Source organism: Mycobacterium colombiense (genome assembly GCF_001672755.1).
Lineage (GTDB): Bacteria > Actinomycetota > Actinomycetes > Mycobacteriales > Mycobacteriaceae > Mycobacterium > Mycobacterium colombiense_C.
Genome location: NZ_LZKI01000043.1, coordinates 45,328 through 66,706, shown reverse-complemented (window position 1 = coordinate 66,706; position 21,379 = coordinate 45,328). Strand labels below are relative to the sequence as shown.

Here is a 21,379-nt window from a genome sequence, read left to right as displayed (position 1 = left end):
GGCGGGCTGGGATGCGGCGATCTCGCTGGCCAGGTTCGGGCCCGAGATCACCGCGACCTGGGACGGGTCGACGCCGGTGACCGAGACGATGACCTGGCTCATCCGCATCAGCGTGCCCAGCTCGATGCCCTTGGCCAGGCTGACCAGGGTCGCGCCCTCGCGAATCAGCGGCGCCCAGCGCTCCAGGTTGCCGCGCATCGTCTGCGCCGGCACGCCCAGCAACACCGTGGAGGCGTCGCGCAGCGCTTCGGCGGCGTCGGCGGTGGCGCGGATGCCCGGCGGCAACTCCGTGCCGGGCAGGTAGTCAGGGTTGTACCGGGTGGAATTGATCTGCTCGGCGAGCTCGGGTCTGCGGGTCCACAGCGTGACCCTGGCCTCCGGTCCCCCGGCGTCGACCCGTCCCAGGTCGCGGTGATCTCGGGCCCGAACCTGGCCAGCGAGATCGCCGCATCCCAGCCCGCCGCCACCGTCATCGCGTGCAGCGACTCGGGCCGGGCGGTCGCCCTGCAGCGCATGCTGAACAGCGGATACTTCCGCCCGTACACCAACAGCGACGTGGTCGGCACCGAGATCGGCGGGGCCTGCAAGAACGTCATCGCCCTCGCGTGCGGGATGGCCGTGGGCGTCGGGCTCGGGGAGAACACCACGGCGGCGATCATCACCCGCGGCCTGGCCGAGATCATGCGGCTGGGCATTGCGCTCGGCGCCAAGGGCGCGACGCTGGCCGGGCTGGCCGGAGTGGGCGACCTGGTGGCCACCTGCAGCTCACCGCGTTCGCGCAACCGCTCCCTGGGAGAACGGCTCGGCCGCGGAGCGACCATCCAGTCGCTGCTGGCGGGCACTCCCGACGGCGGTGACGGGCACGTCGTCGAGGGTGTGACGTCCTGCGAGTCGGTGCTGGCGCTGGCCGCCAGTTACGACGTCGAGATGCCCCTCACCGACGCCGTGCACCGCGTGTGCCACAAAGGGCTGTCGGTCGACGACGCGATGGCCCTGCTCCTGGGTCGCCGCACCAAGCCCGAATAAGCGACGCCGAGCATATGAAAAAGGCCAGGCAAACGCCCACCACCCGACCGGCTCGGGTGCCACCCGGTAGCCTCTTGAGATTGTGAATGCCAGCGAGCGGTCGACGCTGCACCCCGGCGCCCGGGGTGGCGATCGGGTACGCGTCGCCGTCGTTTTCGGCGGGCGCAGCAACGAACACGCCATCTCGTGCGTCTCGGCGGGCAGCATCCTGCGCAACCTGGACCCGGAGCGGTTCGACGTGGTCGCGGTGGGCATCACCCCGCAAGGTTCGTGGGTGCTGACCGACGGCGACCCCGCCGCGCTGGCGATCACCGACCGCCGACTGCCCGAGGTGACCGCCGAATCCGGCACCGAACTGGCGCTGCCGGCCGATCCCCGGCGCAGCGGCCAGCTGGTGTCGCTCGCACCGGGGGCCAGCGAGGTGCTGGCATCGGTCGACGTGGTCTTTCCGGTGCTGCACGGCCCTTACGGCGAGGACGGCACCATTCAGGGTCTGCTGGAACTCGCCGGTGTGCCGTACGTGGGGGCCGGCGTGCTGGCCAGCGCCGCCGGCATGGACAAGGAGTTCACCAAGAAGCTGTTCACCGCCGAAGGATTGCCTGTCGGCGACTACGCGGTGCTGCGCCCGTCGCGCGCGAGGCTGCGCCCCGAGGAGTGCGAGCGGCTGGGCCTGCCGGTGTTCGTCAAACCCGCGCGGGGCGGCTCCTCGATCGGGGTGAGCCGGGTATCGAGCTGGGAGCAGCTGGACGGCGCGATCGCCGCCGCACGCCGCCACGACCCCAAGGTCATTGTCGAGGCGGCGATCGTCGGCCGTGAGCTGGAATGCGGCGTGCTCGAAATGCCAGACGGCACAGTCGAAGCCAGCACGCTGGGCGAGATCCGGGTGGCCGGGGTACGCGGCCGCGAGGATTCGTTCTACGACTTCTCCACCAAATACCTCGACGACGCGGCCGAATTGGATGTGCCCGCCAAGGTGGACGACGAAATCGCCGAGACCGTACGGCGATTGGCGGTCCGGGCGTTCCGGGCCATCGACTGCCAGGGGCTGGCCCGGGTGGACTTCTTCCTCACCGACGACGGTCCGGTGCTCAACGAGATCAACACCATGCCGGGATTCACCACGATCTCGATGTACCCGAGGATGTGGGCGGCCAGCGGCGTGGATTACGCGACGCTGCTGGCGACGATGGTCGAGACCGCGCTGGCCCGCGGCGTGGGCCTGCGCTGAGTGGCGATCGCAAGCGCGGCGTGGCCGGGCGCAGCGGGTCGCCACCATGTACCCAGTGACGCTATCGGGGCGGGCCCGGGTCGATGGGCGTCGCCGGGAGGCAGTGGTCGATCACCTCGGACAGCCGCTGGATCGGCGTCGGGCCCGACCCGGTCGGCAGCGTGAGCGCCACATAGGTTCCGCGGTCCACCGCGTACCAGGTGGATCTGCCCGCGTCCCCGGCGGATTGCTGTTCGGCACGCACCTGGAACCACTGCACCCGGTCGACGACCTGAATCGGGGAGCCGAGGACGAACTCGGCCGGGCGGTCCAGCCCGCAGCGCAGAACCACCGGGTCACTGTCCGGCCCGCTGCGCCAGGCGGCGGCGCCCCGCGGGGCCGGCTGCTCGAGGGGCGCCCGCTGATAGTCCCCGAGCCGCTGCGGCAGCGCGCCCATCAGCGCCCGGCACGCGGAGCCGTCGGCCTGCGGCGCCGGGACCGCGGGAACGGCCACCGAACGCGGGGGTGCCTCGCGGGTGGCCGCGATGCCCAGGATCACCCCGATCGTCACGACGGCCAGCGCGATCGCGGCGATGATCAGCGCGCGCGGCGGCCCGGCATCGACGTCCGATTCGGCTGCCACCGCCCGTGCCTCCTTGTCCCGCTAACCACTATCGCCTTCGTTTACCCGGGTGCCAATTTATTCTCGGGCCAGAAACGGGCCCGCGTAGCCCCAGGGTTCGAGCCCTATCGTGGGTGGCGTGCAAGACGAATCGGGCGAGTCGCTGCAGCAACTCGGTGAGTTCGCCGTGATTGATCGCCTGGTGCGGGGTCGCGAGCAGCCCGCCGCGGTCGAGCTCGGGCCGGGGGACGACGCGGCGCTGGTGTTATCGGGTGACGGCCGCGTCCTGGTGTCGACCGACATGCTGGTGCAGGATCGGCACTTCCGGCTGGACTGGTCGACGCCGCACGAGATCGGGCGCAAGGCGATCGCGCAGAACGCCGCGGATATCGAGGCGATGGGTGGGCGGCCGACGGCCTTCGTGGTCGCGTTCGGCGCGCCCGGGGACACGCCGGCGGCGAAGGTGGACGCCCTGGTCGACGGGATGTGGGACGAGGCGCGGCGCATCGGTGCCGGGATCGCCGGCGGTGATCTGGTGCACTGCCCGCAGTGGGTCATCTCGGTCACCGTGCTGGGCGACCCGGGCGGGCGTGCGCCGGTGCGGCGCTCGGGCGCCAAGCCGGGTGCGCTGATCGCCGTCGCCGGGGAGCTGGGCCGCTCGGCCGCAGGATTCGACTTGTGGGGCAACGGCATTGACGGTTTCGATGAGCTGCGGCGACAACATGCGGTGCCGCAGCCGCCCTATGGTCAGGGAGCGGTGGCCGCGGCCGGGGGCGCGCAGGCGATGATCGACATCTCCGACGGCTTGATCGCCGACCTGCGTCATGTCGCCGAGGCGTCGGGGGTGGGCATGGATCTGTCCACGGCGGCGCTCGCCGGGGACCGCGACGCGCTTGCCGCCGCCGCGGCCGCCGTCGGCGCCGATCCCTGGCATTGGGTGCTGGGCGGTGGGGAGGACCATGCCCTGGTGGCGTGTTTCGCGGGTCCGGCGCCGGCCGGATGGCGCATCATCGGGCGGGTTCTCGACGGGCCGGCCCGGGTGCTGGTCGACGATCAGGAGTGGAGCGGCTACGCCGGCTGGCAGTCGTATTAGGGTGACGCGGTGACCGTTTACGCGATCGCGAAGAGCCGATGATGACCGCGCGTCCGTTGGGTGAACTGGTCGAGCCGGGCTGGGCGAGTGCGCTGCAGCCGGTGTCCGACCAGGTGGCCGAGATGGGGCAATTCCTGCGAGCCGAGATCGCGGCCGGGCGCAGGTTTCTGCCGGCGGGGCCGAATGTGTTGCGCGCCTTCACCTATCCCTTCGATGACGTCAGGGTGTTGATTGTCGGGCAGGACCCGTATCCGACGCCCGGACACGCTGTGGGGCTGAGCTTTTCGGTGGCGCCCGAGGTGCGGCCGCTGCCGCGCAGCCTGGCCAACATCTTTCAGGAGTACACCGCCGACCTGGGCCATCCGCCGCCCTCGTGCGGTGACCTGACACCCTGGGCGCAGCGCGGCGTGCTGCTGCTGAACAGGGTGCTGACGGTGCGCCCCAGCAATCCCGCCTCGCACCGCGGCAAGGGCTGGGAGGCGGTGACCGAATGCGCCATCCGGGCGCTGACGGAGCGGTCGCGTCCGCTGGTGGCGATCCTGTGGGGTCGCGACGCATCGACACTCAAACCGATACTCGCCCAAGGAAATTGCGTAGCCATCGAGTCGCCGCATCCATCGCCGCTGTCGGCGTCGCGCGGTTTCTTCGGTTCGCGACCGTTCAGCCGTGCCAACGACCTGCTGGCCGGGATGGGCGCCGACGCGATCGATTGGCGTCTGCCGTGACCGAGATGACCGCGCTGCGGGCGCACCGGCGGGGCGGCCCGGAGCAGCTGGTGCTCGAACGGGCGCCGATTCCGGTGCCGGCGGCGGGCGAGGTCTTGGTGGCCGTGCACGCGGCCGGGATCACCTTCGACGAGCTGACGTGGGACGAGACCTGGATCCGCGACGGGGCCAGCCGCGTCCCGGTGATTCCGTCACACGAGGTATCAGGCGTCGTCAAGGCGGTTGCCGCCGACGTCACGGATTTCGCGCCCGGCGACGATGTGTACGGGCTGATCGGGTTCGACCGCGACGGTGCCGCGGCCGATTTCGTCGCGTTACCCGCGGCCGACCTGGCCACCAAGCCGTCGACGGTGTCGCACGCCGTCGCCGCCGCGCTGCCGCTGGCCGGCCTGACCGCCGTGCAGGCGTTGGAGGACCACGCGGTGGTGCGGCCGGGAGAGGCCGTCCTGGTGACCGGAGGCGCAGGGGGAGTGGGGCTGTTGACCGTTCAGCTGGCCGCGATGCTGGGTGCCCGGGTCACCGCGACTGTGCGCAGCGACACCGCCAACCTCCTGCGCGGCTGCGGCGCGCAGCGCGTGATCGACGTGCGCACCGAGGCATTCGATGAAACCGGCGCCGGTTACGACGTTGTCATCGACACGGTGGGCGGCCAGACGTTGGAGCGGTCGTTCGGCGTGCTGCGCCGCGGCGGCCGGCTGGTCACCTTGTCGGCACCGCCGCCGGCCGGCAGGGCCGACGAGTTCGGCGTCACCGCAACCTTCTTCATCGTCAGGCCGAATCGCGGTCAGCTCGACGAACTCGCAGCGCTGGTGGACAGCGACCGGCTGCACGTCGCGATCGCCCAGACGTTCGGCCTCGACGACGGCCGGGAAGCCTATGAAAGCCGTGACAGCGGCACGCGCGCCGGCAAGACGGTCCTCATCGTGCGGGACTGACAGACGCCCACAGTCGGGCGGCAAGTGGTGTCATGAGTCCGCGAAATTGACGTCTTTCGTGACGGCCTTCCACTCCTCGATCGACGCCGACATCGCAGTGATCTTGTCCCGCATGGCCTTCAGCACGTCGCGGCCCAGCAGCAACCGCAGCGGCGGCTCGTCGAGCGTGGTCACCATGAGCACCGCGTCGGCCACCTTCTTCGGGTCGCCGGGCAGGTGGTCGGCGAACTGCTTGATCAGATCCTTGCGCGCGGCAACGTCGGCGTAGTCGGAGATCGGGCTGCCGGATTCCTTCATCGATCGCGTCGCCCAATCGGTGCGGAACGCGCCCGGCTCGATCGCGGTCACCTTGATGCCCAGCGGGCGCACCTCGGCGGCCAGCGCCTCGGTCACCGCCTCCAGCGCGAACTTGGTCGACGAGTAGTAGGCGTTGGGCGGGTTGGCCACCAGACCGGTCATCGAGGAGATGTTGATGATGTGCCCCGACCCGCGGGCGCGCATGGCAGGCAGCACCGCCTTGATCATGTCGACGGCGCCGAAGTAGTTGACGTCGAACAACTTTCGGACCTCGGCGTCCTCGCCCTCTTCAACCGAGGACAGATAGCCGTGGCCGGCGTTGTTGACCAGGACGTCGATTCCGCCGAATGCCCGGTCGGCCGCCGACACCGCCGCCGCAATCTGGGCGGTGTCGGTGACGTCGAGGGCCACCGCGACGGCCCGATCCCCGAACTCGTCAGCGATGTCCTGCACCGCCTCGGCCCGCCGTGCGGTCACCACCACGCTGTGGCCGGATTGCAGCGCGGTGCGCGCGATCTCGCGACCAAAGCCGGTGGAGCATCCCGTGATCAGCCAGCGCGCCATCGTCACATCGTCCCTTCCGGCAGGCGGCGCAGATAGGCTTTGCGGCGTTCGGCCAGTTCGGTTGCCCGCTGTTGCTGGTTGACCCGAGGCAGGTGCGGCACCTCGGCGTCGAGTCGGTCCAGCTTGATCACCCGCCCACGCGCGCCCAGGTTTTCCCGCGGACCGCCCTCGCCGAATTCCGCCATGCGCAGGGTCAGGATGGCCTCCCGCAATCCGTCGGAGTCGATCCAGTTCGCGACGCCGGGATCGGCGGGCGAGATCACATAGGTGTACGAGCCGTCCTCGTTGGGGACGGACTGCGCCTTGTTCAGGCTGCCGGTGCGGTCGACGAGATCGAGTGTGGTGCCCCAGATGTTGCTCAGCGGCACCGTGAAGTACTCGGCGCCCCCGTCATTCAGGTCGACGACGAACGCCTCGTCGGGGGCGAGGTCGAACCGGCCCATGACGTAGACCTGGTTGCGCATCGCGCCGACCTTGTCGGCCGACCAGGCCAGGTTGAAGTGGTTGGCCGGCATCTTGTAGACGCCGTGGCTGAGCTTGCCGGTGAAGTTGGCGAAGTAATCCATCATCGCCGCGGTGGCCTCGGCCTGCTCATCGAGGGTGCGCGCCGGCGTTGCCGACGGACCGCCAAGTCGTTGCACCTCAATGTGATTGGGGTCGTCGCGGCCCCAGTCCAGCAGTACGTCGCGGATGTAGAACTCGTGGGCCTCCGCCGTGGTCTGGACGTGGTTGGGCCGGCCGTTCGCGGGGTCGGCGTCGACGGTGATGGTGTAGCCGCCGTCGGAGTCGACCTGCATGGTGCGGCCGTTGAGTACGGCGACGGTACCCATGTGCGCGTCCCACAGCGTGAAGTAGTTCTCGGTCATGCGGTGTTCGCCGACCCGCCCGTGGATCTCGTAACGCTCGTCGCCCGAGATCGGGATCACCCGGTACACGCTGTCGGGATTGTCGATGCCCCAACGCGATCCGGGGATGCGGCGCCCGTCCACCGGGTGCGCGAGCCTGGTGATGCAGCTGACCTTCGGCCGCAGCTTGTCCTGGTTGGACGACCACACCGCCGCCGAGAACATCACCTCGGCGAACGCGTCGTCGAAGCGTTCGCGCATCGCGTCCGACGCCTTGGCCCGGCCCAGCCAGGTCTCGGCGACCGTGCGGTAGGCGGCCTTGACGGTGGGGTGCTCGATCAGGTCGAGGGCCGCCAGCTCCTGTTCGTGCTGGGACGCCGTCGCGACCGGGTCATCACGCATGCGCTGTTCCTCCGATGTGCTGTCCGAAACGCCTGTTGTACAACGTGAATCGCTCGTCGACCTGCTCGGGGCGCAGGCCGTAAGTCTCCAGCCCGTAGGGCGGACGCGGCAGCTCCCGGGGGCGGTGCGCCAGCCAGCGCCGCATCGCCTCCTCGGCCCCTGCCGTCAGTGCCAGCCCGATGGCGTCGTAGACGCGGGCCACCTGACCGATCGGGTCGGCCACCGCCTCGTCGAATCCGATGTCGGTGACCACGGCAGCCTCATCGGTCCAGTCGTCGCGGGTGGTCATCGCCCGGTCGTTGGTCCAGCCCATCCGCTGCAGCCATTGCGCGCCGACCCGGTCCGCGTCGACGGTATTGGCGTGCATCGCATGCAGGGTCGCGTTGAGGCTGGCCCCCGACGCGATCGTGGTGCGCGGGTCACGATGCATGTGCACGATGTGCAGGTCGGGAAACTGCGCCCGCAGGAGATCCAGATACCCAAGGTGCGCAGGCGATTTGAGCACCCAGCGCCGGCCCTGCATGCCACGCTGGCGTTTCTGCCACTGCAGGAACTGCAACATGCGGTGCAGATGGTCGTAGGCGGGGGAGAAGTCCTGCTCGTCGAGCCAGGACCGGTAATTGGGCAGGTGCGCGCCCGATTCCGGAACGTGCGACAGGAACGCATCGGCCAGAAAAACGATCTCCTCCTCGGCCTCTCGGGCGTACATCGGGTGGATGGAGAACAGTTCGGGCGCCAATTCGCGTGACTTCGCTTCGCGCGCTTCGCTGATCGCGATCCGTGGGTCGGCGGCCCCGGTGAACCGATGGTCCAGCCGCGGCGCGGCCTCGACGACTTCCCAGCCGTAGGCGCAGACGAAGCGCGGGTCGGCGGCCAGCAGCCGCTGCAACAGCGTGGTGCCGCTGCGCATCATCCCGACGACGACGATCGGCGCGGCCACCCGCTCGTCGAGGATCTCCGGATGCCGGCGGATCCACTCCTGCGTGCGCAGCCGCATCCGCAGGCTGTGCACGAGGCCCGACCGCAGGATGTGCCCGCCGATGGCGTTGAGCTCGGCGCGGGCATAGTCGGCCAGCAACACCGCCAGCGGTGCCTCGAATTCGCCGGGGCCCCAATCGATGAGACCTTCCTTGCGTTGCGCATCGGCCAGCACGGCCGCCGGGTCGAACGGGCCGTCGGACGCGCTCGCGGATGCCACGGGTCAGAACTTCAGATGCTGGCTGACGTCGCCGACCTGGTCGACGAACATGGTGCGGCTGTCGAAGCACCAGGCCCCGTCCACGCGGTGAAACGTGTCCTTGTAATGCCCGGTGACGATGACCTGCAGCGGCAGCTCCGGGGTGGCCTGCGTGACGCAGTAATACGAACTGCTCCGCGCGGTCCCGGCCGCTTCGTCGATGTAGAGCTGCACGTTGGTTGTGTTGTGTTTGGTCTTCGGGGTGCCGTCTTCGTAGATCCGGGTGGCCATGTCATACATCTCCCGCACCCGGGTGGAACCCGCGAACACCGTCTCCGGCGGGCCGTCCTCCATCCCACAGATGCGGCCATGCTCGAAGAGCCGGGCCACGCCGTCCAGGTCGCCGCCATCGAGAAGCTGCGCATAGGTGTAGATGAGGTTGGTGATCTCGGTGGCGCTGTCACTCATTGTCGAACCGCCTCGGGAGTCTGCCGCTCTGTTCCGCAACAATGTTGGCAGAACCGGTCCAACTTACATAGAACCGACCATTACTCTTGATCGCCGTGACCTTACCGTGGACCCCGAGCAGGCTCGGCAACCTCACCGGCAAACGCGTGATCGTGACGGGCGCGACCAACGGCGTCGGGCTCGGCACCGCGCGTGCGCTCGCCAAAGCCGGTGCGCACGTGATCCTGGCGGTGCGCAACACCCAACTCGGCGAGCAACGCGCGGCTGAAATCGGCGGATCGACCACCGTGGTCAAGCTCGACCTCGCCGACCTGTCGTCGGTGCGCGCGTTCGCCGGCCTGATCGACGAGCCGGTGGACATCCTGATCAATAACGCGGGGGCCCTGACCGACCGGCGCACCGAGACGGTCGACGGCTTCGAGATGACGCTGGGCACCAACCTGCTCGGGCCCTTCGCCCTGACCAATCTGCTGCTGGGAAGGGTGCGCTCGCAGATCATCAATGTCGGCTCCGACGCGCACCGGTCGGCGACGCTGCGGCTCGACGACCCGCACCTGCGTCAGCACAAGTGGACGCGGCTGGGCGCGTATGCGCAGTCGAAGCTCGCGGTCATGCTGTGGGGGCTGGAGCTGGACCGCAGGCTGCGCGCGGCCGGGTCGCCGATCGTCACGCAGCTCACCCACCCGGGCTGGGTGGCCTCCAACCTGTCGAACCTGGGCGACTCGCCGCTGATGTCGCTGGCCCACCAGGGGGTCAAGTTGGTGGCCGACCGGTTGGCCAACGACATCGACGAAGGTGCGGCACCCACGCTCTACTGCATCAGCGAGCCGATTCCGCCGGGCAGCTACGTCGGGGTCAGCGGCAGGTTCGGGCTGCGCGGCGGCCCGGTGCTCATCGGCCGCACGCAGCTGGCATGCGATTACGACACCGCCGGGCGCTTGGTGGCCTTCGCCGAGCGCGAGACCGGCACGACACTGGAGGTGTAGTCATGGGTGAATTCGACAACACGGTTGCCGTGATCACCGGCGCCGCGCGCGGCCAGGGCCGCAGTCACGCCGTGGCGCTGGCCGAGCGGGGCGCCGACATCATCGCCGTTGACATCTGCGCCGATCTCGAGGCGATCCCCTACTCGTTGGGAACCAAGGCCGATCTCGAGGAGACGGTACGGCTGGTCGAGGCCGCCGGCCGTAAGGCCGTGCCCGTCGTCGCCGACGTCCGCGACCTGGCACAGCTGGAGGCCGGCGTGCAAGGCGCGATCGACGCCGTCGGAGAGGTGGACGTCGTCATCGCCAACGCGGGAGTGGTCGCGATCGGTGACACCGACGCCCATTCCGAGCCGGTGTTCAACTCGATCGTGGACACCAACCTCAAGGGGGTCTGGCACACGCTGCTCGCGACGGTGCCGTCGATCATCCGCAAGGGCCGGGGCGGTTCGATCGTGATGATCAGCTCGTCGCAGGGTCTGACCGGACGGGGCGGCGACGGCAGTTCCGCGATGTTCGCCTACGCCGCATCCAAGCACGGCGTGGTGGGGTTGATGCGTTCGGCCGCCAATGCCTATGCGCCGCACAAGATCCGGGTCAACTCCATCCACCCGGCCGGTGTCATGACGCCGATGATCCTCAACGACTTCGTCGTCAACCGGATGCTGGAGAACCCGAATCCTGCCGTCTCCCAGATGCTGCTGCCGGACGTGCCGCTGGTCGAACCGCAGGACGTGACCGAGGCGGTGCTGTGGCTGGCCGGCCCGAAAGCACGCTATGTGACGGGCGTGTCGGTGCCCGTCGACGCCGGGCACATCGTGATGTAGCTGCGGCTGTGCTCAGCCCGATGGTGGCGACCCGCTGCGCCCGGCTACGCCGCGCTTGCGATCGCCCCTAGCCGCGGACGACCTTGCCGGCCTTGATGCAGGACGTGCAGACGTTCAGGCGCTGCTTGTTGCCGCCCGGACGGGCGACGACGTGCACGGTCTGGACGTTGGGGTCCCACCGGCGGCTGGTGCGGCGGTGGGAGTGCGACACCGACTTACCGAAGCCGGGGCCTTTCCCGCAGATGTCGCACACAGCGGCCATTGTTCAAGCTCCTCAAATCTCGGGGGTCCGGCAATCTGGCCGGGACAGCCCAGGGTCGCCCGGGCTCAACCAGAATACCGACTGTGGTGGCAACCACCAAAACGGTCACCACCGGCTGACCCTGCGGTTACGGGGCGTCAGCGGGTCAACTGTGTGCTGGCAGCCCTTGCCCCGTCGACATGTAGTCGATCACAGTTACCGGTCGCATCGGGGTTGCTGGGGCGAACCGCCGTTAGGATGGCGTCGCCGCCGATGGTCGGTGTGGTCCCGTGTCAAGCGTGGACGGCGCGCTGGCCGTGACTGAAGTCTTCTTCCCGGTGGTGCCGGCCCGCGCGGAGCTGCGGATGAGGCTGGGAAGCAATATATCGGCAGGCTTTGAGGGGAGTGCGCGGAGTGGTTGCGCGCGCCGAAAACACCGCAGGTTGCGCCCGCGTCGAAAACCGACGCGGCTGTCCGGCGGGCGTAGGACGGTTGTTATCGCGGTTGCGACGGGTCGCGACGGCTTATCTGGTGGTGGCGGCGCTGGGCGGCGTCGCCATCGGTAGTACCTCGGGTATCAGCGCGACCGGTATGGCCGGGCCGGGCCCGAAAGCGTCGTGGGCCGGCCAGGCCGGTGCCGCTGCGTCGTGGTGGCAGCCCGTCAGCCTTCCTGCTGCGGGGCACGAGGCCGCTGCCGCGCAAGGCCCGATTCAGCTGTCGCAGGTGGGTTTCGACGGCCGGGGAGCGTGGCCGGAGGGACCGGATGCGATCCGGGGCTACCTCGAGGAAGCCCTGACGCGGATCGGAATCACCGACGCGCCGGCCCGCGGCCATTGGATCGAGGGGATGATGACCATCGCCGATCACGAGGCTCAGTTCCACTCGGGTGCCATCAATCTGTCGGACAGCAACGCCTACGGGCCCTCCCAGCTGGACGGAGCCCCGCTGCACGCGACCCGAGGCCCGTGGCAGGTGATGCCGGATACCTTCGCGGCTTTCCACCAGGCGGGGACGTCGAACTCGGCATGGGATCCGGTAGCCGCCGCGTGCGCGTCGATCAACTACCAGATGAGGCGCTACGGGGTGAGCCGCGACGGCAGCAATCAGCGCATGCTCGTGGGGCAGGCCAATCCCGGTATCAGGCAGGGCTATTAGGCCCGCCCGCGGTTTATCCTTGCAAAGGTGAATGGCGTCGAGGACCACCTCGATCAGATGGATCCGCTGCTTGCTGCTCAGGCTTTCGCAACGGCGCCGAGCAACTGAACGCAGCGGCTCCATCGCACGGCTACGCTGGCGCCCACCCCGGAATTGGTGCGGAGGAGGTGGGTCACCCTGGGCACTGCTGACACGTCGCAGGATCGTCTCCTGGACGCGATCACCCTGCGCGACTGGGCGCACACCGCCGTCAGCGACCTGATCACGCACATCGACGAGATCAACCGGCTCAACGTCTTCCCCGTCGCCGACTCCGACACCGGCGCCAACATGCTGTTCACCATGCGTTCGGCCCTGGCCGAGGCCAAGGTGGGTGCCGGCGCCGAGGGCGGCTCGACCTGCGTGGCGCGGGCCGCGGCGGCGCTCTCGACCGGCGCACTGAACGGCGCGCGCGGCAATTCCGGGGTGATCCTGTCGCAGATCCTGCGCGGCATCGCCGACGCCACCGCGACGGCCGCGGCCGACGCCGGGGGCGAACTGGCCCACATCGACGTCGTGGTCCTCGGTGCGGCGCTGCAACGCGGCGTGGAGCTCGTGATCAGCTCGATGGGCGGTGAGGAGGTACCCGGGACCATCGTGTCGGTGCTGCGGGCGGCCGCCGGTGCGGTTGCGCAGTGCGGCAAGGCCGGGGACGGGTTGGTGCCGGCGGTCATCGCCGCCGGGGACGCGGCGGTGGTGGCGCTGGAAAAGACGCCCGAACAGCTCGACGTGCTGGCCGACGCGGGCGCCGTGGATGCCGGCGGGCGCGGTCTGCTCGTCCTGCTGGACGCGTTGCGGTCCACCATCGCCGGGCAAGCGCCGGCCCGCACGGTGTACGAGCTGTCGCCACGAGCGCCGCAGCCGGAGGCGGCCCCGCAGCGCCCGGCGCCCCAGTTCGAGGTGATGTACCGGCTGGACGGCTGCGAGCCCACGGCGGCGGACACGCTGCGCGACCGGCTGGGGGAGCTGGGTGATTCGGTGGGCATCGCCTCGGCGCCGTCGTCGGCGCGGCGGACCTACTCGGTGCACGTGCACACCGACGACGCCGGCGCCGCGGTGGAGGCGGGCCTGGCGGCCGGGCGGCTCAGCCGGATCGTCATTTCGGCGCTGAGCTCCGCCACCCCCGGCCTGCCCGCCGGCGGCTGGACGCGGGAGCGCGCCGTGCTCGCCGTGGTCGACGGCGACGGCGCGGCCGACCTGTTCGCCGGCGAGGGCGCCTGCGTGCTGCAGCGCGACCCGGGCGGGCACGATCCCGTCACCAACATCAGCGCGCACCAGCTGATCCGGGCCGTCGTCGACACCGGCGCCGCCCAGGTGATGGTGCTGCCCAACGGCTATGTGGCGGCCGAGGAACTGGTGGCCGGCTGCACCGCGGCCATCGGCTGGGGGATCGACGTGGTGCCGATCCCGACCGGGTCGATGGTGCAGGGGCTGGCCGCGCTGGCCGTGCACGAAACCGATCGGCAGGCGGTGGACGACGGCTACACCATGGCCCGCGCCGCCGGTGCGGCCCGGCACGGCTCGGTGCGCATCGCCACCGAGAGCGCGTTGACCTGGGCGGGGCGCTGCCGCCCCGGCGACGGGCTGGGCATCGCGGGCGACGAGGTGCTGATCGTGGCCGCCGACGCGGTCGGGGCGGCGATCGGCCTGCTCGATCTCCTGCTGGCCTCCGGCGGCGACCTGGTGACGGTGCTGCTGGGCGCCGGCATCGACACCGACGGTGACGCCGGGGCCGTCGGCGACATCCTGGAAGAACACATGCACGACCACCACCCCGGAACCGAACTGGTCACCTACCGCACCGGCCACCACGGCGACGCGCTGCTGATCGGGGTCGAGTAGCGATGGTGTCGCTGAGCGATCGGCTGGACTTCGTTGTGGGCGCCAAGGCCGCCGACTCCCTCGACGAGGTGTTCGGCATCCGGACCGTCGACGACCTGCTGCGCCACTACCCGCGCAGCTACACCGAGGGCGCCAGTCGCTGGGAGGCCGACGGCGAGCGACCCGAAACGGGCGAGCACATCACCATCATCGACACGATCGCCGAGACCAAGACGTTCCCGATGAAGAAGACCCCGAAGAAGATGTGCCACCGCATCACGCTGGGCGCCGGGCGCAGCAAGGTGACCGCGACGTTCTTCAACGCGAACTACCTGAAGAAGGACCTGGTCAAGGGCGCCAAGGTGATGCTTTCCGGCGAGGTCGGATTCTTCAACAACGTGATGCAGTTGACGCACCCGGCGTTCCTCATCCTCGACGGACGCAACCGCGGGACCCGATCGTTGAAGAACATCGCCGACGCCTCGGGCGCGACCAGCGGCGAAGAACTGCTGGACGCCTACGAACGCCACTTCTTCCCGATCTATCCGGCCAGCACGAAACTGCAGAGCTGGGACATCTTTTCGTGCGTGCGCCAGGTGCTCGATGTGCTCGAGCCGGTGCCGGATCCACTGCCCGACGAACTGCGCGCGAAGCTCGCGTTGGTCTCCGAAGACGAGGCGTTGCGCGACATCCATCTGGCCGAGAGCGAGCCGCGGCGGCAGCGGGCCCGGCAGCGCCTCACCTTCGACGAAGCCGTCGGCCTGCAGTGGGCGCTGGTGGCCCGCCGCCATGGAGAGCTGTCGGAGTCGGGCCCGCCGGCGCCGCCGCTTCCGGACGGTTTGGCCGCAGAACTGTTGGGGCGCTTACCCTTCGAGCTGACCGCGGGGCAGCGTGAAGTGCTCGGTGTGCTGTCCGACGGGCTGGCGGCGAGCCGCCCGCTGAATCGCCTGCTGCAGGGCGAGGTGGGTTCGGGAAAGACGATCGTCTCGGTGCTCGCGATGCTGCAGATGGTCGACGCCGGCTATCAGTGCGCGTTGCTGGCGCCGACGGAAGTGCTTGCCGCGCAACATCTCCGGTCGATTCGCGACGTGCTCGGTCCGCTGGCGATGGCGGGGCAGCTCGGTGGCGCCGACAACGGGACCCGGCTGGCGCTGCTGACCGGTTCGATGACCGCCGCACAGAAGAAGCAGATCCGCGCCGAGATCGCCGGCGGCGAGGCCGGCATCGTCGTCGGCACCCACGCGCTGCTACAGGACGCGGTGGAATTCGACAACCTGGGCATGGTGGTGGTCGACGAACAGCACCGCTTCGGCGTCGAACAGCGAGACCAGTTGCGCGCCAAGGCCCGTCCCGGCGTGACACCGCACCTGCTGGTGATGACGGCGACGCCGATCCCGCGCACCGTCGCGCTCACCGTGTACGGCGATCTGGAAACCTCGACGCTGCGCGAACTTCCGCGCGGCCGCCAGCCCATCACCAGCAACGTCATCTTCGTCAAGGACAAGCCCGCGTGGCTGGACCGGGCCTGGCAGCGCATCACCGAGGAGGTCGCGGCCGGACGCCAGGCCTACGTGGTGGCGCCGCGCATCGACGAGAGCGACGACCCGGGCGAACAGGAGCAGAACGCCAAGGCCCCGGAGACCGCCGAGGGCCTGTACGCCCGGCTGCGCTCGGGCGAGTTGGCGAACCTGCGACTGGGTCTGATGCACGGGCGGCTGTCGGCGGAGGAGAAGGACGCCGCGATGGCGGCCTTTCGGTCCGGCGAGGTCGATGTGCTGGTGTGTACCACCGTCATCGAGGTGGGCGTCGACGTGCCCAATGCCACCGTCATGCTGGTGATGGATGCCGACCGGTTCGGGATCAGTCAATTGCATCAGCTGCGCGGCCGGATCGGCCGCGGCCAGCATCCGAGCCTGTGCCTGTTCGCCAGCTGGTCCGCGCCGGGTTCGTCGGCCGGCCGGCGGCTGAACGCGGTGGCCGGGACGCTGGACGGCTTCGCCCTGGCCGACCTCGACCTCAAGGAGCGTCGGGAGGGAGATGTGTTGGGCCGCAACCAGTCCGGCAAGTCGATCACGCTGCGGCTGCTGTCCCTGGCCGACCATCAGGAATTCATCGAGGCGGCCCGGGACTTCTGCGTCCAGGCCTACACCGACGACCGCGCCAACCCCGGCTTGGCCGTGCTGGCAGCGAGATTCACCGACACCGACCGCATCGAATATCTGGACAAGTCGTGACCGCCGGCGACGATGCAGAGCGTAGCGATGAGGAGGAGCGGCGCAGTTGAACCGCAAAGTGCTGCTGTGGCTGGCCGCGGCGGCGGTGCTCGCACTGCTGGTGGCCTACCAGACCGTGGGCTCCTCGGCGGCCCGGCATTCGGCCGAATACGCCGCGCGCGCCGACGTTCCGACGGTGCAGCCCGGCACCGACGTGCTCGCGGGCGTCGCCGTCGTGCCGCTGCGCCGGCACCGCTACGACTACCTGCGGTCGGCGTTCGGCGACGCCTGGGACGACGACAACGACGCGCCGATGGGGCACAACGGATGTGACACCCGCGACGACATCCTGAACCGCGATCTCATCGACAAGACATATGTGTCGATCAAGCGGTGTCCGGACGCGGTGGCCACCGGCACGCTGCACGACCCGTACACCAACAAGACCATCGCATTCCAGCGCGGGCCCAAGGTCGGCGAATCCGTCCAGATCGACCACATCGTCCCGCTCGCCTACGCCTGGGACATGGGCGCCAGCGGCTGGCCCGCCCCCGAGCGGCTGCGGTTCGCCAACGACCCGGCCAACCTGCTGGCCGTCGACGGGCAGGCCAATCAGGACAAGGGCGATTCGCCGCCGGCGCAATGGATGCCGCCGAACGCGGCGTTCGCGTGCCAGTACGCCATGCAGTTCATCGCGGTGCTGCGCGGCTACGCGCTGCCGGTGGATCAGGCGTCGACCGGCGTGCTGCGGCAGGCCGCGACGACCTGTCCGACGGGATAGCGGGCTACGAGCCCGTGTAGGTCTCCGGGTCCGGGCGCAGCCGGGTGCCGTCGTTGAGGCCGTTGATCGCATCCATGTGCTCGTCGGCCAGTTCGAAGTCGAACACGTCCAAGTTGGAGGCGATGTGCTCGGCGTTGGCCGACCGGAAGACGACCGCGTTGCCCAGCTGCAGGTTCCACCGCAGCAGCACCTGCGAGGCGGTCTTGCCGTATTCGCCCGCGACCGATTTCACCGTCGCGTTGTCGTTCAGCTTGCCCAGCGCCAGCGGCGTGTAGGACTGCGTGAGCACGTTGTGCTCGGCGTTGGTCTTGCGCAGCGCTTCCTGGTTGAGCAGCGGGTGCAGCTCGATCTGGTTGACCGCCGGGGTGACGAAGGTGAGGTCGATGACCGTCGTCAGGTGCTCGTCGGTGAAGTTGGAGACGCCGATCGAGCGGGCAAGACCATCCCCGCGCGACTGGATCAGCCCGCCGAAGGAGTTGACGTACGTCCCCAGCGACGGGGCGGGCCAGTGGATCAGGTAGAGGTCGACGTAGTCAAGGCCGAGGCGCTCGAGGCTGGCGCTGCACGCGTCCATCGCCCCCTTGAAACCCTGGTCGGGGGTGGCCAGCTTGGTGGTGACGAACAGTTCGGCGCGGGGAATGCCGGAGGCCGCGATGGCACGCCCGACGGCTTCTTCGTTTCCGTAGACCGCGGCTGTGTCGATCAGGCGGCAGCCGATTTCCAGCGCCGCCGACACCGCGCGTTCGGTCTCGTCGTCCGACAGTTCCGCGACGCCCAGGCCGAGGGCCGGGATCGTGTTTTCGTCGTTGAGAGCGATTGAGGGTAAGGCGGAGCCCGACTCGCCGGCCAATTCATTCACCTGCCTGTGAAATTGAAGGTTCGAGATTGTGCACCGAGCCGGGTTCCGTCATCGAGCGAGAGATCAACGCCGTTCGGCGCCGAGTTCGAGGCGCTCAGTTCGATATCGAACACGTCGAAGTTGCTCGCAATCCGATGACAGCTCACCGACTTGGGGATCACGATATTACCGAGTCAGTAAATGCAACCTAATCAACACCTGGGCAGGTGTCTATCCGCGCCTTCTGCATCGAGTACGCGACCCCGTACAGTTGGTCGCGCGGCACACCGGAATCGGCAGCCCGACCGGCCGGTCTTGCGTAGGACGCGGGGGTGGCGGCGATGTCGATTCGCCGGTAACCGACGATGGGCGTTGACCGCCCGTTTGGTGGCCGCCGGGGCCGGCAAGCCTCGAGACGATGGGTAGCGGTAGCCGAATAACCGTTCGTCGTCGAGCGTTAGCACGTGTTGTTTAAGGGGGTTGCCTATGACCAGGCCTCTGTCAGGCGCGCCGGAACTCGAGTTCGGAGCCGCCCGCGCGTCGGTGTCGCTGGCCAGTCGCATCCAGGGCGCCGTCACCGGCGTCGGGGCCAAGGTCATCCCGTGGATCCCGACCGCGATCAGACGAGGGCTGGTGCGCGGCCGTTCGGTCATCATCGACGGCAATACGCTGGATCCGACGTTGCAGCTGATGCTTTCGGGCCTGCGCGCCGTGGGCATCGACGGGTTGGTCGTGGACGACGACCCGCAGGCGTCGCGCGCACAGATGCGCGAGTCGACTGTCGGGTTCCCCGGTCCGCAGATCCACGTCGATGTGGACGAGCTGTCGTTGCCCGGCCCGGCCGGCGACATCCCGGCCCGCCACTACCGCCCCGCGGGCGGCGAGGCGGCGCCGCTGCTGGTCTTCTATCACGGCGGGGGCTGGTCGATCGGCGACCTGGACACCCACGACGCCCTGTGCCGACTGACCTGCCGCGACGCCGGCATCCACGTGTTGTCGATCGACTATCGGCTGGCCCCCGAGCACCCGGCGCCGGCCGCCATCGAGGACGCGTACGCGGCCTTCACCTGGGCCTACCGGCACGCCGCTGAGCTGGGTGCGACGCCGGGGCGGGTCGCGGTCGGCGGCGACAGCGCCGGCGGAAATCTGGCCGCCGTCGTCAGCCAGATGGCGCGCGACGAGGGCGCCCCGGCGCCGGCGCTGCAGTGGCTGATCTATCCGCGCACCGACTTCACCGCGCAGAATCGGTCGCTGACCCTGTTCTCGCGCGGCTTTCTGCTGACCAAGCGGGACATCGACTGGTTCGAATCGCAGTATCTGCGGCGTTCGGAGCTCGACCGCACCGATCCGCGGGTATCCCCGGCGCTGGCCGAATCGCTGACCGGCCTGGCTCCCGCGCTGATCGCGGTCGCCGGCTTCGACCCGCTGCGCGACGAGGGCGAGAGCTACGCCGAGGCGCTGCGAGCCGCCGGGGTCGCGGTGGACCTGCGGTACCTGGGTTCGCTGACCCACGGCTTCGCCAACCTGTTCCAGCTGGGCGGCGACAGCATGGTCGCGACCAGCGAGCTGATTTCGGCCCTGCGCGCACACCTGAGCCGGGTCTGATTCCGCGAGCGGCGGGCGCCGGTAATCTAGAGGCGCTTTGTCCGATCGCTTTGTCCGCAGCCGGGCAGACCGACAACTCGTACCGAAAGATCAGGGAACCTGTGGCCGACAAACCCAAACGTCCCCCGCGATTCGACATGAAGTCGGCCTCTGGCGGCAAGTCGAGCCGGCTCGTCCAAATAGGCGGCACCGCATTCGTCGTGATCTTCGCGGTCGCCCTGGTCTTCTACATCGTGACGTCGCACCACAAGAAGACCGGCCCCACCGGCGCCGGCGACACCGTCCGGGTGACGTCGAGCAAGCTGGTCACCCAGCCGGGCAGCAGCAATCCCAAGGCAGTGGTGACGTTCTACGAGGACTTCCTGTGCCCGGCGTGCGGCAACTTCGAGCGCACCTTCGGCCCGACGGTGTCCAGGCTCATCGACCTCGGCGCCATCGCCGCCGACTACAACATGGTGTCGATCCTCGACAGCTCACGGAACCAGAACTATTCGTCGCGTGCGGGGGCCGCGGCCCTGTGCGTCGCCGACGAGTCCCAGGACGCATTCCGCCGCTTCCACTCCGCGCTGTTCAGCACCGACATCCAGCCGAGCGAAACCGGCAAGACCTTCCCCGACAACGCGCGGCTGATCGAACTCGCCCGCGAGGCCGGGGCGGCGGGCAAGGTGCCCGACTGCATCAACAGCGGCAAATACCTGTCCAAGGTCACCGGCGAAGCGGCGGCCGCGCACATCAACGCGACGCCGACCATCAAGATCAACGGCGACGACTACGACCCGTCGACGCCCGATGCGCTGGTCAACAAGATCAAAGAGATCGTGGGCAACATTCCGGGCATCGACGGCGCGGTCGCGCCGGCATCCATGTGACCGGTGCGGTGTCCACAGCAGCTGCCGACCCCACGGGCGACCTGGCCCCGGATGCAGCGCCGACGACGGTAGTGCCGGCGCTCAGCGCCTGGTGGGTGCTGATCGCCGGTCTGATCGGTCTGATGGCATCGATGACACTGACGATCGAGAAGATCGACATCCTGCTCAACCCGTCGTACGTGCCGTCCTGCAACATCAACCCGATCCTGTCCTGCGGCTCGGTGATGATCACGCCGCAGGCGTCGCTGCTGGGCTTCCCCAACCCGCTGCTGGGCCTGGTGGCCTTCACCGTGGTGGTCGTCACCGGGCTGCTGGCGCTGACGAAAGTGACTCTGCCGCAATGGTATTGGGTGGGACTGACGGTCGGGGTGCTGGTCGGTGCGGTGTTCGTGCACTGGCTGATCTTCCAGAGCCTCTATCGCATCAACGCGTTGTGCCCGTACTGCATGGTGGTCTGGGCGGTCACGATGTCGCTGCTGGTGGTGGTCGCCTCGATCGCCTATCGCCCGGCGCTGCAAGGCCGCCAGACCGGCCCGGCGTGGGTGCTCTTCCAATGGCGGTGGTCGATCGCCGCGCTCTGGTTCACCGCGGTGTTCTTGCTGATCATGGCGCGGTTCTGGGACTACTGGTCGACGCTGCTGTAGGT

General features: G+C 69.2%; 20 protein-coding genes and 3 pseudogenes. 14 read left to right on the top strand and 9 right to left on the bottom strand.

Translation table 11 applies throughout. From position 1 onward, the window contains the following. A pseudogene (locus A5708_RS05870) lies at positions 1 to 405 on the bottom strand (glycerol-3-phosphate dehydrogenase); the annotation flags it as partial. On the opposite strand from A5708_RS05870, the pseudogene A5708_RS05865 reads away from it, so the two are divergent. Both A5708_RS05865 and A5708_RS05860 read left to right on the top strand, forming a co-directional pair. Next, positions 394 to 1,026 (top strand): annotated as a pseudogene (locus A5708_RS05865) (NAD(P)H-dependent glycerol-3-phosphate dehydrogenase); the annotation flags it as partial. The pseudogenes A5708_RS05870 and A5708_RS05865 overlap by 12 nt on opposite strands. A gap of 106 nt (positions 1,027 to 1,132) precedes the next feature. Continuing rightward, positions 1,133 to 2,254 (top strand): D-alanine--D-alanine ligase family protein, encoded by a 1,122-nt coding sequence (locus A5708_RS05860; protein WP_196772542.1) that lies wholly within the window; start codon positions 1,133 to 1,135, stop codon positions 2,252 to 2,254. A 61-nt stretch (positions 2,255 to 2,315) separates the two neighbouring features. On the opposite strand, the gene A5708_RS05855 is transcribed toward A5708_RS05860, so the two are convergent. Beyond that, on the bottom strand, positions 2,316 to 2,876 hold the full coding sequence (locus A5708_RS05855; RefSeq protein WP_065027706.1) for a DUF3515 domain-containing protein: 561 nt from the start codon (positions 2,874 to 2,876) through the stop codon (positions 2,316 to 2,318). A gap of 118 nt (positions 2,877 to 2,994) precedes the next feature. Between A5708_RS05855 and A5708_RS05850 the strand changes: the two genes are divergently transcribed. The 3 genes from A5708_RS05850 to A5708_RS05840 are packed head-to-tail and all read left to right on the top strand — an operon-like array spanning position 2,995 to position 5,608. Further along, entirely contained in the window at positions 2,995 to 3,948 is a 954-nt protein-coding gene (locus A5708_RS05850; protein WP_419538306.1) for a thiamine-phosphate kinase, read from the top strand. 41 nt (positions 3,949 to 3,989) lie between these two features. Continuing rightward, positions 3,990 to 4,673: a uracil-DNA glycosylase gene (locus A5708_RS05845; RefSeq protein WP_065027717.1), complete on the top strand. Its 684-nt coding sequence runs from the start codon at positions 3,990 to 3,992 to the stop codon at positions 4,671 to 4,673. A 5-nt stretch (positions 4,674 to 4,678) separates the two neighbouring features. Then, entirely contained in the window at positions 4,679 to 5,608 is a 930-nt protein-coding gene (locus tag A5708_RS05840; protein WP_065027718.1) for an NADP-dependent oxidoreductase, read from the top strand. 30 nt (positions 5,609 to 5,638) lie between these two features. Here A5708_RS05840 and A5708_RS05835 read toward each other — a convergent pair whose 3' ends face one another. The 4 genes from A5708_RS05835 to A5708_RS05820 are packed head-to-tail and all read right to left on the bottom strand — an operon-like array spanning position 5,639 to position 9,361. Then, the gene (locus tag A5708_RS05835) at positions 5,639 to 6,469 is read right to left on the bottom strand and encodes an oxidoreductase (protein WP_065027704.1); all 831 of its coding nucleotides are present in this window, start codon (positions 6,467 to 6,469) and stop codon (positions 5,639 to 5,641) included. A gap of 2 nt (positions 6,470 to 6,471) precedes the next feature. Continuing rightward, positions 6,472 to 7,716, bottom strand: a complete 1,245-nt coding sequence (locus A5708_RS05830; RefSeq protein ID WP_065027703.1) for a DUF1214 domain-containing protein — start codon at positions 7,714 to 7,716, stop codon at positions 6,472 to 6,474. Next, entirely contained in the window at positions 7,709 to 8,914 is a 1,206-nt protein-coding gene (locus tag A5708_RS05825; RefSeq protein WP_065027702.1) for a sulfotransferase family protein, read from the bottom strand. The genes A5708_RS05830 and A5708_RS05825 overlap by 8 nt, the downstream gene beginning before the upstream one ends. A gap of 3 nt (positions 8,915 to 8,917) precedes the next feature. Then, positions 8,918 to 9,361: a nuclear transport factor 2 family protein gene (locus tag A5708_RS05820; RefSeq protein ID WP_065027701.1), complete on the bottom strand. Its 444-nt coding sequence runs from the start codon at positions 9,359 to 9,361 to the stop codon at positions 8,918 to 8,920. Between the two features lie 95 nt (positions 9,362 to 9,456). On the opposite strand from A5708_RS05820, the gene A5708_RS05815 reads away from it, so the two are divergent. Together A5708_RS05815 and A5708_RS05810 are read left to right on the top strand one after the other, a co-directional pair. After that, a complete protein-coding gene (locus tag A5708_RS05815) occupies positions 9,457 to 10,347 on the top strand; it encodes an SDR family NAD(P)-dependent oxidoreductase (RefSeq protein WP_065027716.1) in 891 nt (296 codons plus the stop codon). 2 nt (positions 10,348 to 10,349) lie between these two features. Beyond that, the gene (locus tag A5708_RS05810) at positions 10,350 to 11,171 is read left to right on the top strand and encodes a mycofactocin-coupled SDR family oxidoreductase (RefSeq protein WP_065027700.1); all 822 of its coding nucleotides are present in this window, start codon (positions 10,350 to 10,352) and stop codon (positions 11,169 to 11,171) included. Positions 11,172 to 11,238: 67 nt separating this feature from the next. Here A5708_RS05810 and rpmB read toward each other — a convergent pair whose 3' ends face one another. Continuing rightward, on the bottom strand, positions 11,239 to 11,433 hold the full coding sequence (gene rpmB, locus A5708_RS05805) for a 50S ribosomal protein L28 (RefSeq protein WP_064950728.1): 195 nt from the start codon (positions 11,431 to 11,433) through the stop codon (positions 11,239 to 11,241). A gap of 471 nt (positions 11,434 to 11,904) precedes the next feature. Between rpmB and A5708_RS05800 the strand changes: the two genes are divergently transcribed. The 4 genes from A5708_RS05800 to A5708_RS05785 all read left to right on the top strand — a co-directional run bounded on the left by A5708_RS05800 (position 11,905) and on the right by A5708_RS05785 (position 17,421). After that, positions 11,905 to 12,567 carry a hypothetical protein gene (locus tag A5708_RS05800; RefSeq protein ID WP_231117824.1) on the top strand — a complete coding sequence of 221 codons (663 nt, stop codon included), beginning with the start codon at positions 11,905 to 11,907 and terminating at the stop codon, positions 12,565 to 12,567. Between the two features lie 177 nt (positions 12,568 to 12,744). Continuing rightward, complete coding sequence (locus A5708_RS05795) at positions 12,745 to 14,448, top strand: DAK2 domain-containing protein (RefSeq protein ID WP_155765906.1); 1,704 nt, start codon at positions 12,745 to 12,747, stop codon at positions 14,446 to 14,448. A gap of 2 nt (positions 14,449 to 14,450) precedes the next feature. Beyond that, positions 14,451 to 16,661 carry an ATP-dependent DNA helicase RecG gene (gene recG, locus A5708_RS05790; protein WP_065027699.1) on the top strand — a complete coding sequence of 737 codons (2,211 nt, stop codon included), beginning with the start codon at positions 14,451 to 14,453 and terminating at the stop codon, positions 16,659 to 16,661. 46 nt (positions 16,662 to 16,707) lie between these two features. Beyond that, on the top strand, positions 16,708 to 17,421 hold the full coding sequence (locus A5708_RS05785; RefSeq protein ID WP_065027698.1) for an HNH endonuclease family protein: 714 nt from the start codon (positions 16,708 to 16,710) through the stop codon (positions 17,419 to 17,421). 4 nt (positions 17,422 to 17,425) lie between these two features. Here the strand turns inward: A5708_RS05785 and A5708_RS05780 are convergent, their stop codons facing one another. Next, the gene (locus A5708_RS05780) at positions 17,426 to 18,271 is read right to left on the bottom strand and encodes an aldo/keto reductase (protein WP_065027713.1); all 846 of its coding nucleotides are present in this window, start codon (positions 18,269 to 18,271) and stop codon (positions 17,426 to 17,428) included. Positions 18,272 to 18,276: 5 nt separating this feature from the next. Beyond that, positions 18,277 to 18,490: pseudogene (locus A5708_RS27390) on the bottom strand (oxidoreductase); the annotation flags it as partial. A gap of 255 nt (positions 18,491 to 18,745) precedes the next feature. Here A5708_RS27390 and A5708_RS05775 point away from each other — a divergent pair. The 3 genes from A5708_RS05775 to A5708_RS05765 all read left to right on the top strand — a co-directional run bounded on the left by A5708_RS05775 (position 18,746) and on the right by A5708_RS05765 (position 21,377). Next, a complete protein-coding gene (locus A5708_RS05775) occupies positions 18,746 to 19,864 on the top strand; it encodes an alpha/beta hydrolase (protein WP_065027697.1) in 1,119 nt (372 codons plus the stop codon). A gap of 101 nt (positions 19,865 to 19,965) precedes the next feature. Further along, positions 19,966 to 20,733, top strand: coding sequence for a DsbA family protein (locus A5708_RS05770; protein ID WP_065027712.1), 768 nt, complete (start codon positions 19,966 to 19,968; stop codon positions 20,731 to 20,733). After that, positions 20,730 to 21,377, top strand: coding sequence for a vitamin K epoxide reductase family protein (locus A5708_RS05765; protein ID WP_065027696.1), 648 nt, complete (start codon positions 20,730 to 20,732; stop codon positions 21,375 to 21,377). The genes A5708_RS05770 and A5708_RS05765 overlap by 4 nt, the downstream gene beginning before the upstream one ends. Positions 21,378 to 21,379: the final 2 nt, after the last annotated feature.

Bases quoted from the DNA above. Each gene is read 5' to 3' on its own strand.
- A5708_RS05845 (WP_065027717.1), top strand. From the start codon at position 3,990: ATGACCGCGCGTCCGTTGGGTGAACTGGTCGAGCCGGGCTGGGCGAGT.
- A5708_RS05840 (WP_065027718.1), top strand. From the start codon at position 4,679: ATGACCGCGCTGCGGGCGCACCGGCGGGGCGGCCCGGAGCAGCTGGTG.
- A5708_RS05835 (WP_065027704.1), bottom strand. From the start codon at position 6,469: ATGGCGCGCTGGCTGATCACGGGATGCTCCACCGGCTTTGGTCGCGAG.
- A5708_RS05830 (WP_065027703.1), bottom strand. From the start codon at position 7,716: ATGCGTGATGACCCGGTCGCGACGGCGTCCCAGCACGAACAGGAGCTG.
- A5708_RS05820 (WP_065027701.1), bottom strand. From the start codon at position 9,361: ATGAGTGACAGCGCCACCGAGATCACCAACCTCATCTACACCTATGCG.
- A5708_RS05810 (WP_065027700.1), top strand. From the start codon at position 10,350: ATGGGTGAATTCGACAACACGGTTGCCGTGATCACCGGCGCCGCGCGC.
- rpmB (WP_064950728.1), bottom strand. From the start codon at position 11,433: ATGGCCGCTGTGTGCGACATCTGCGGGAAAGGCCCCGGCTTCGGTAAG.
- recG (WP_065027699.1), top strand. From the start codon at position 14,451: ATGGTGTCGCTGAGCGATCGGCTGGACTTCGTTGTGGGCGCCAAGGCC.
- A5708_RS05775 (WP_065027697.1), top strand. From the start codon at position 18,746: ATGACCAGGCCTCTGTCAGGCGCGCCGGAACTCGAGTTCGGAGCCGCC.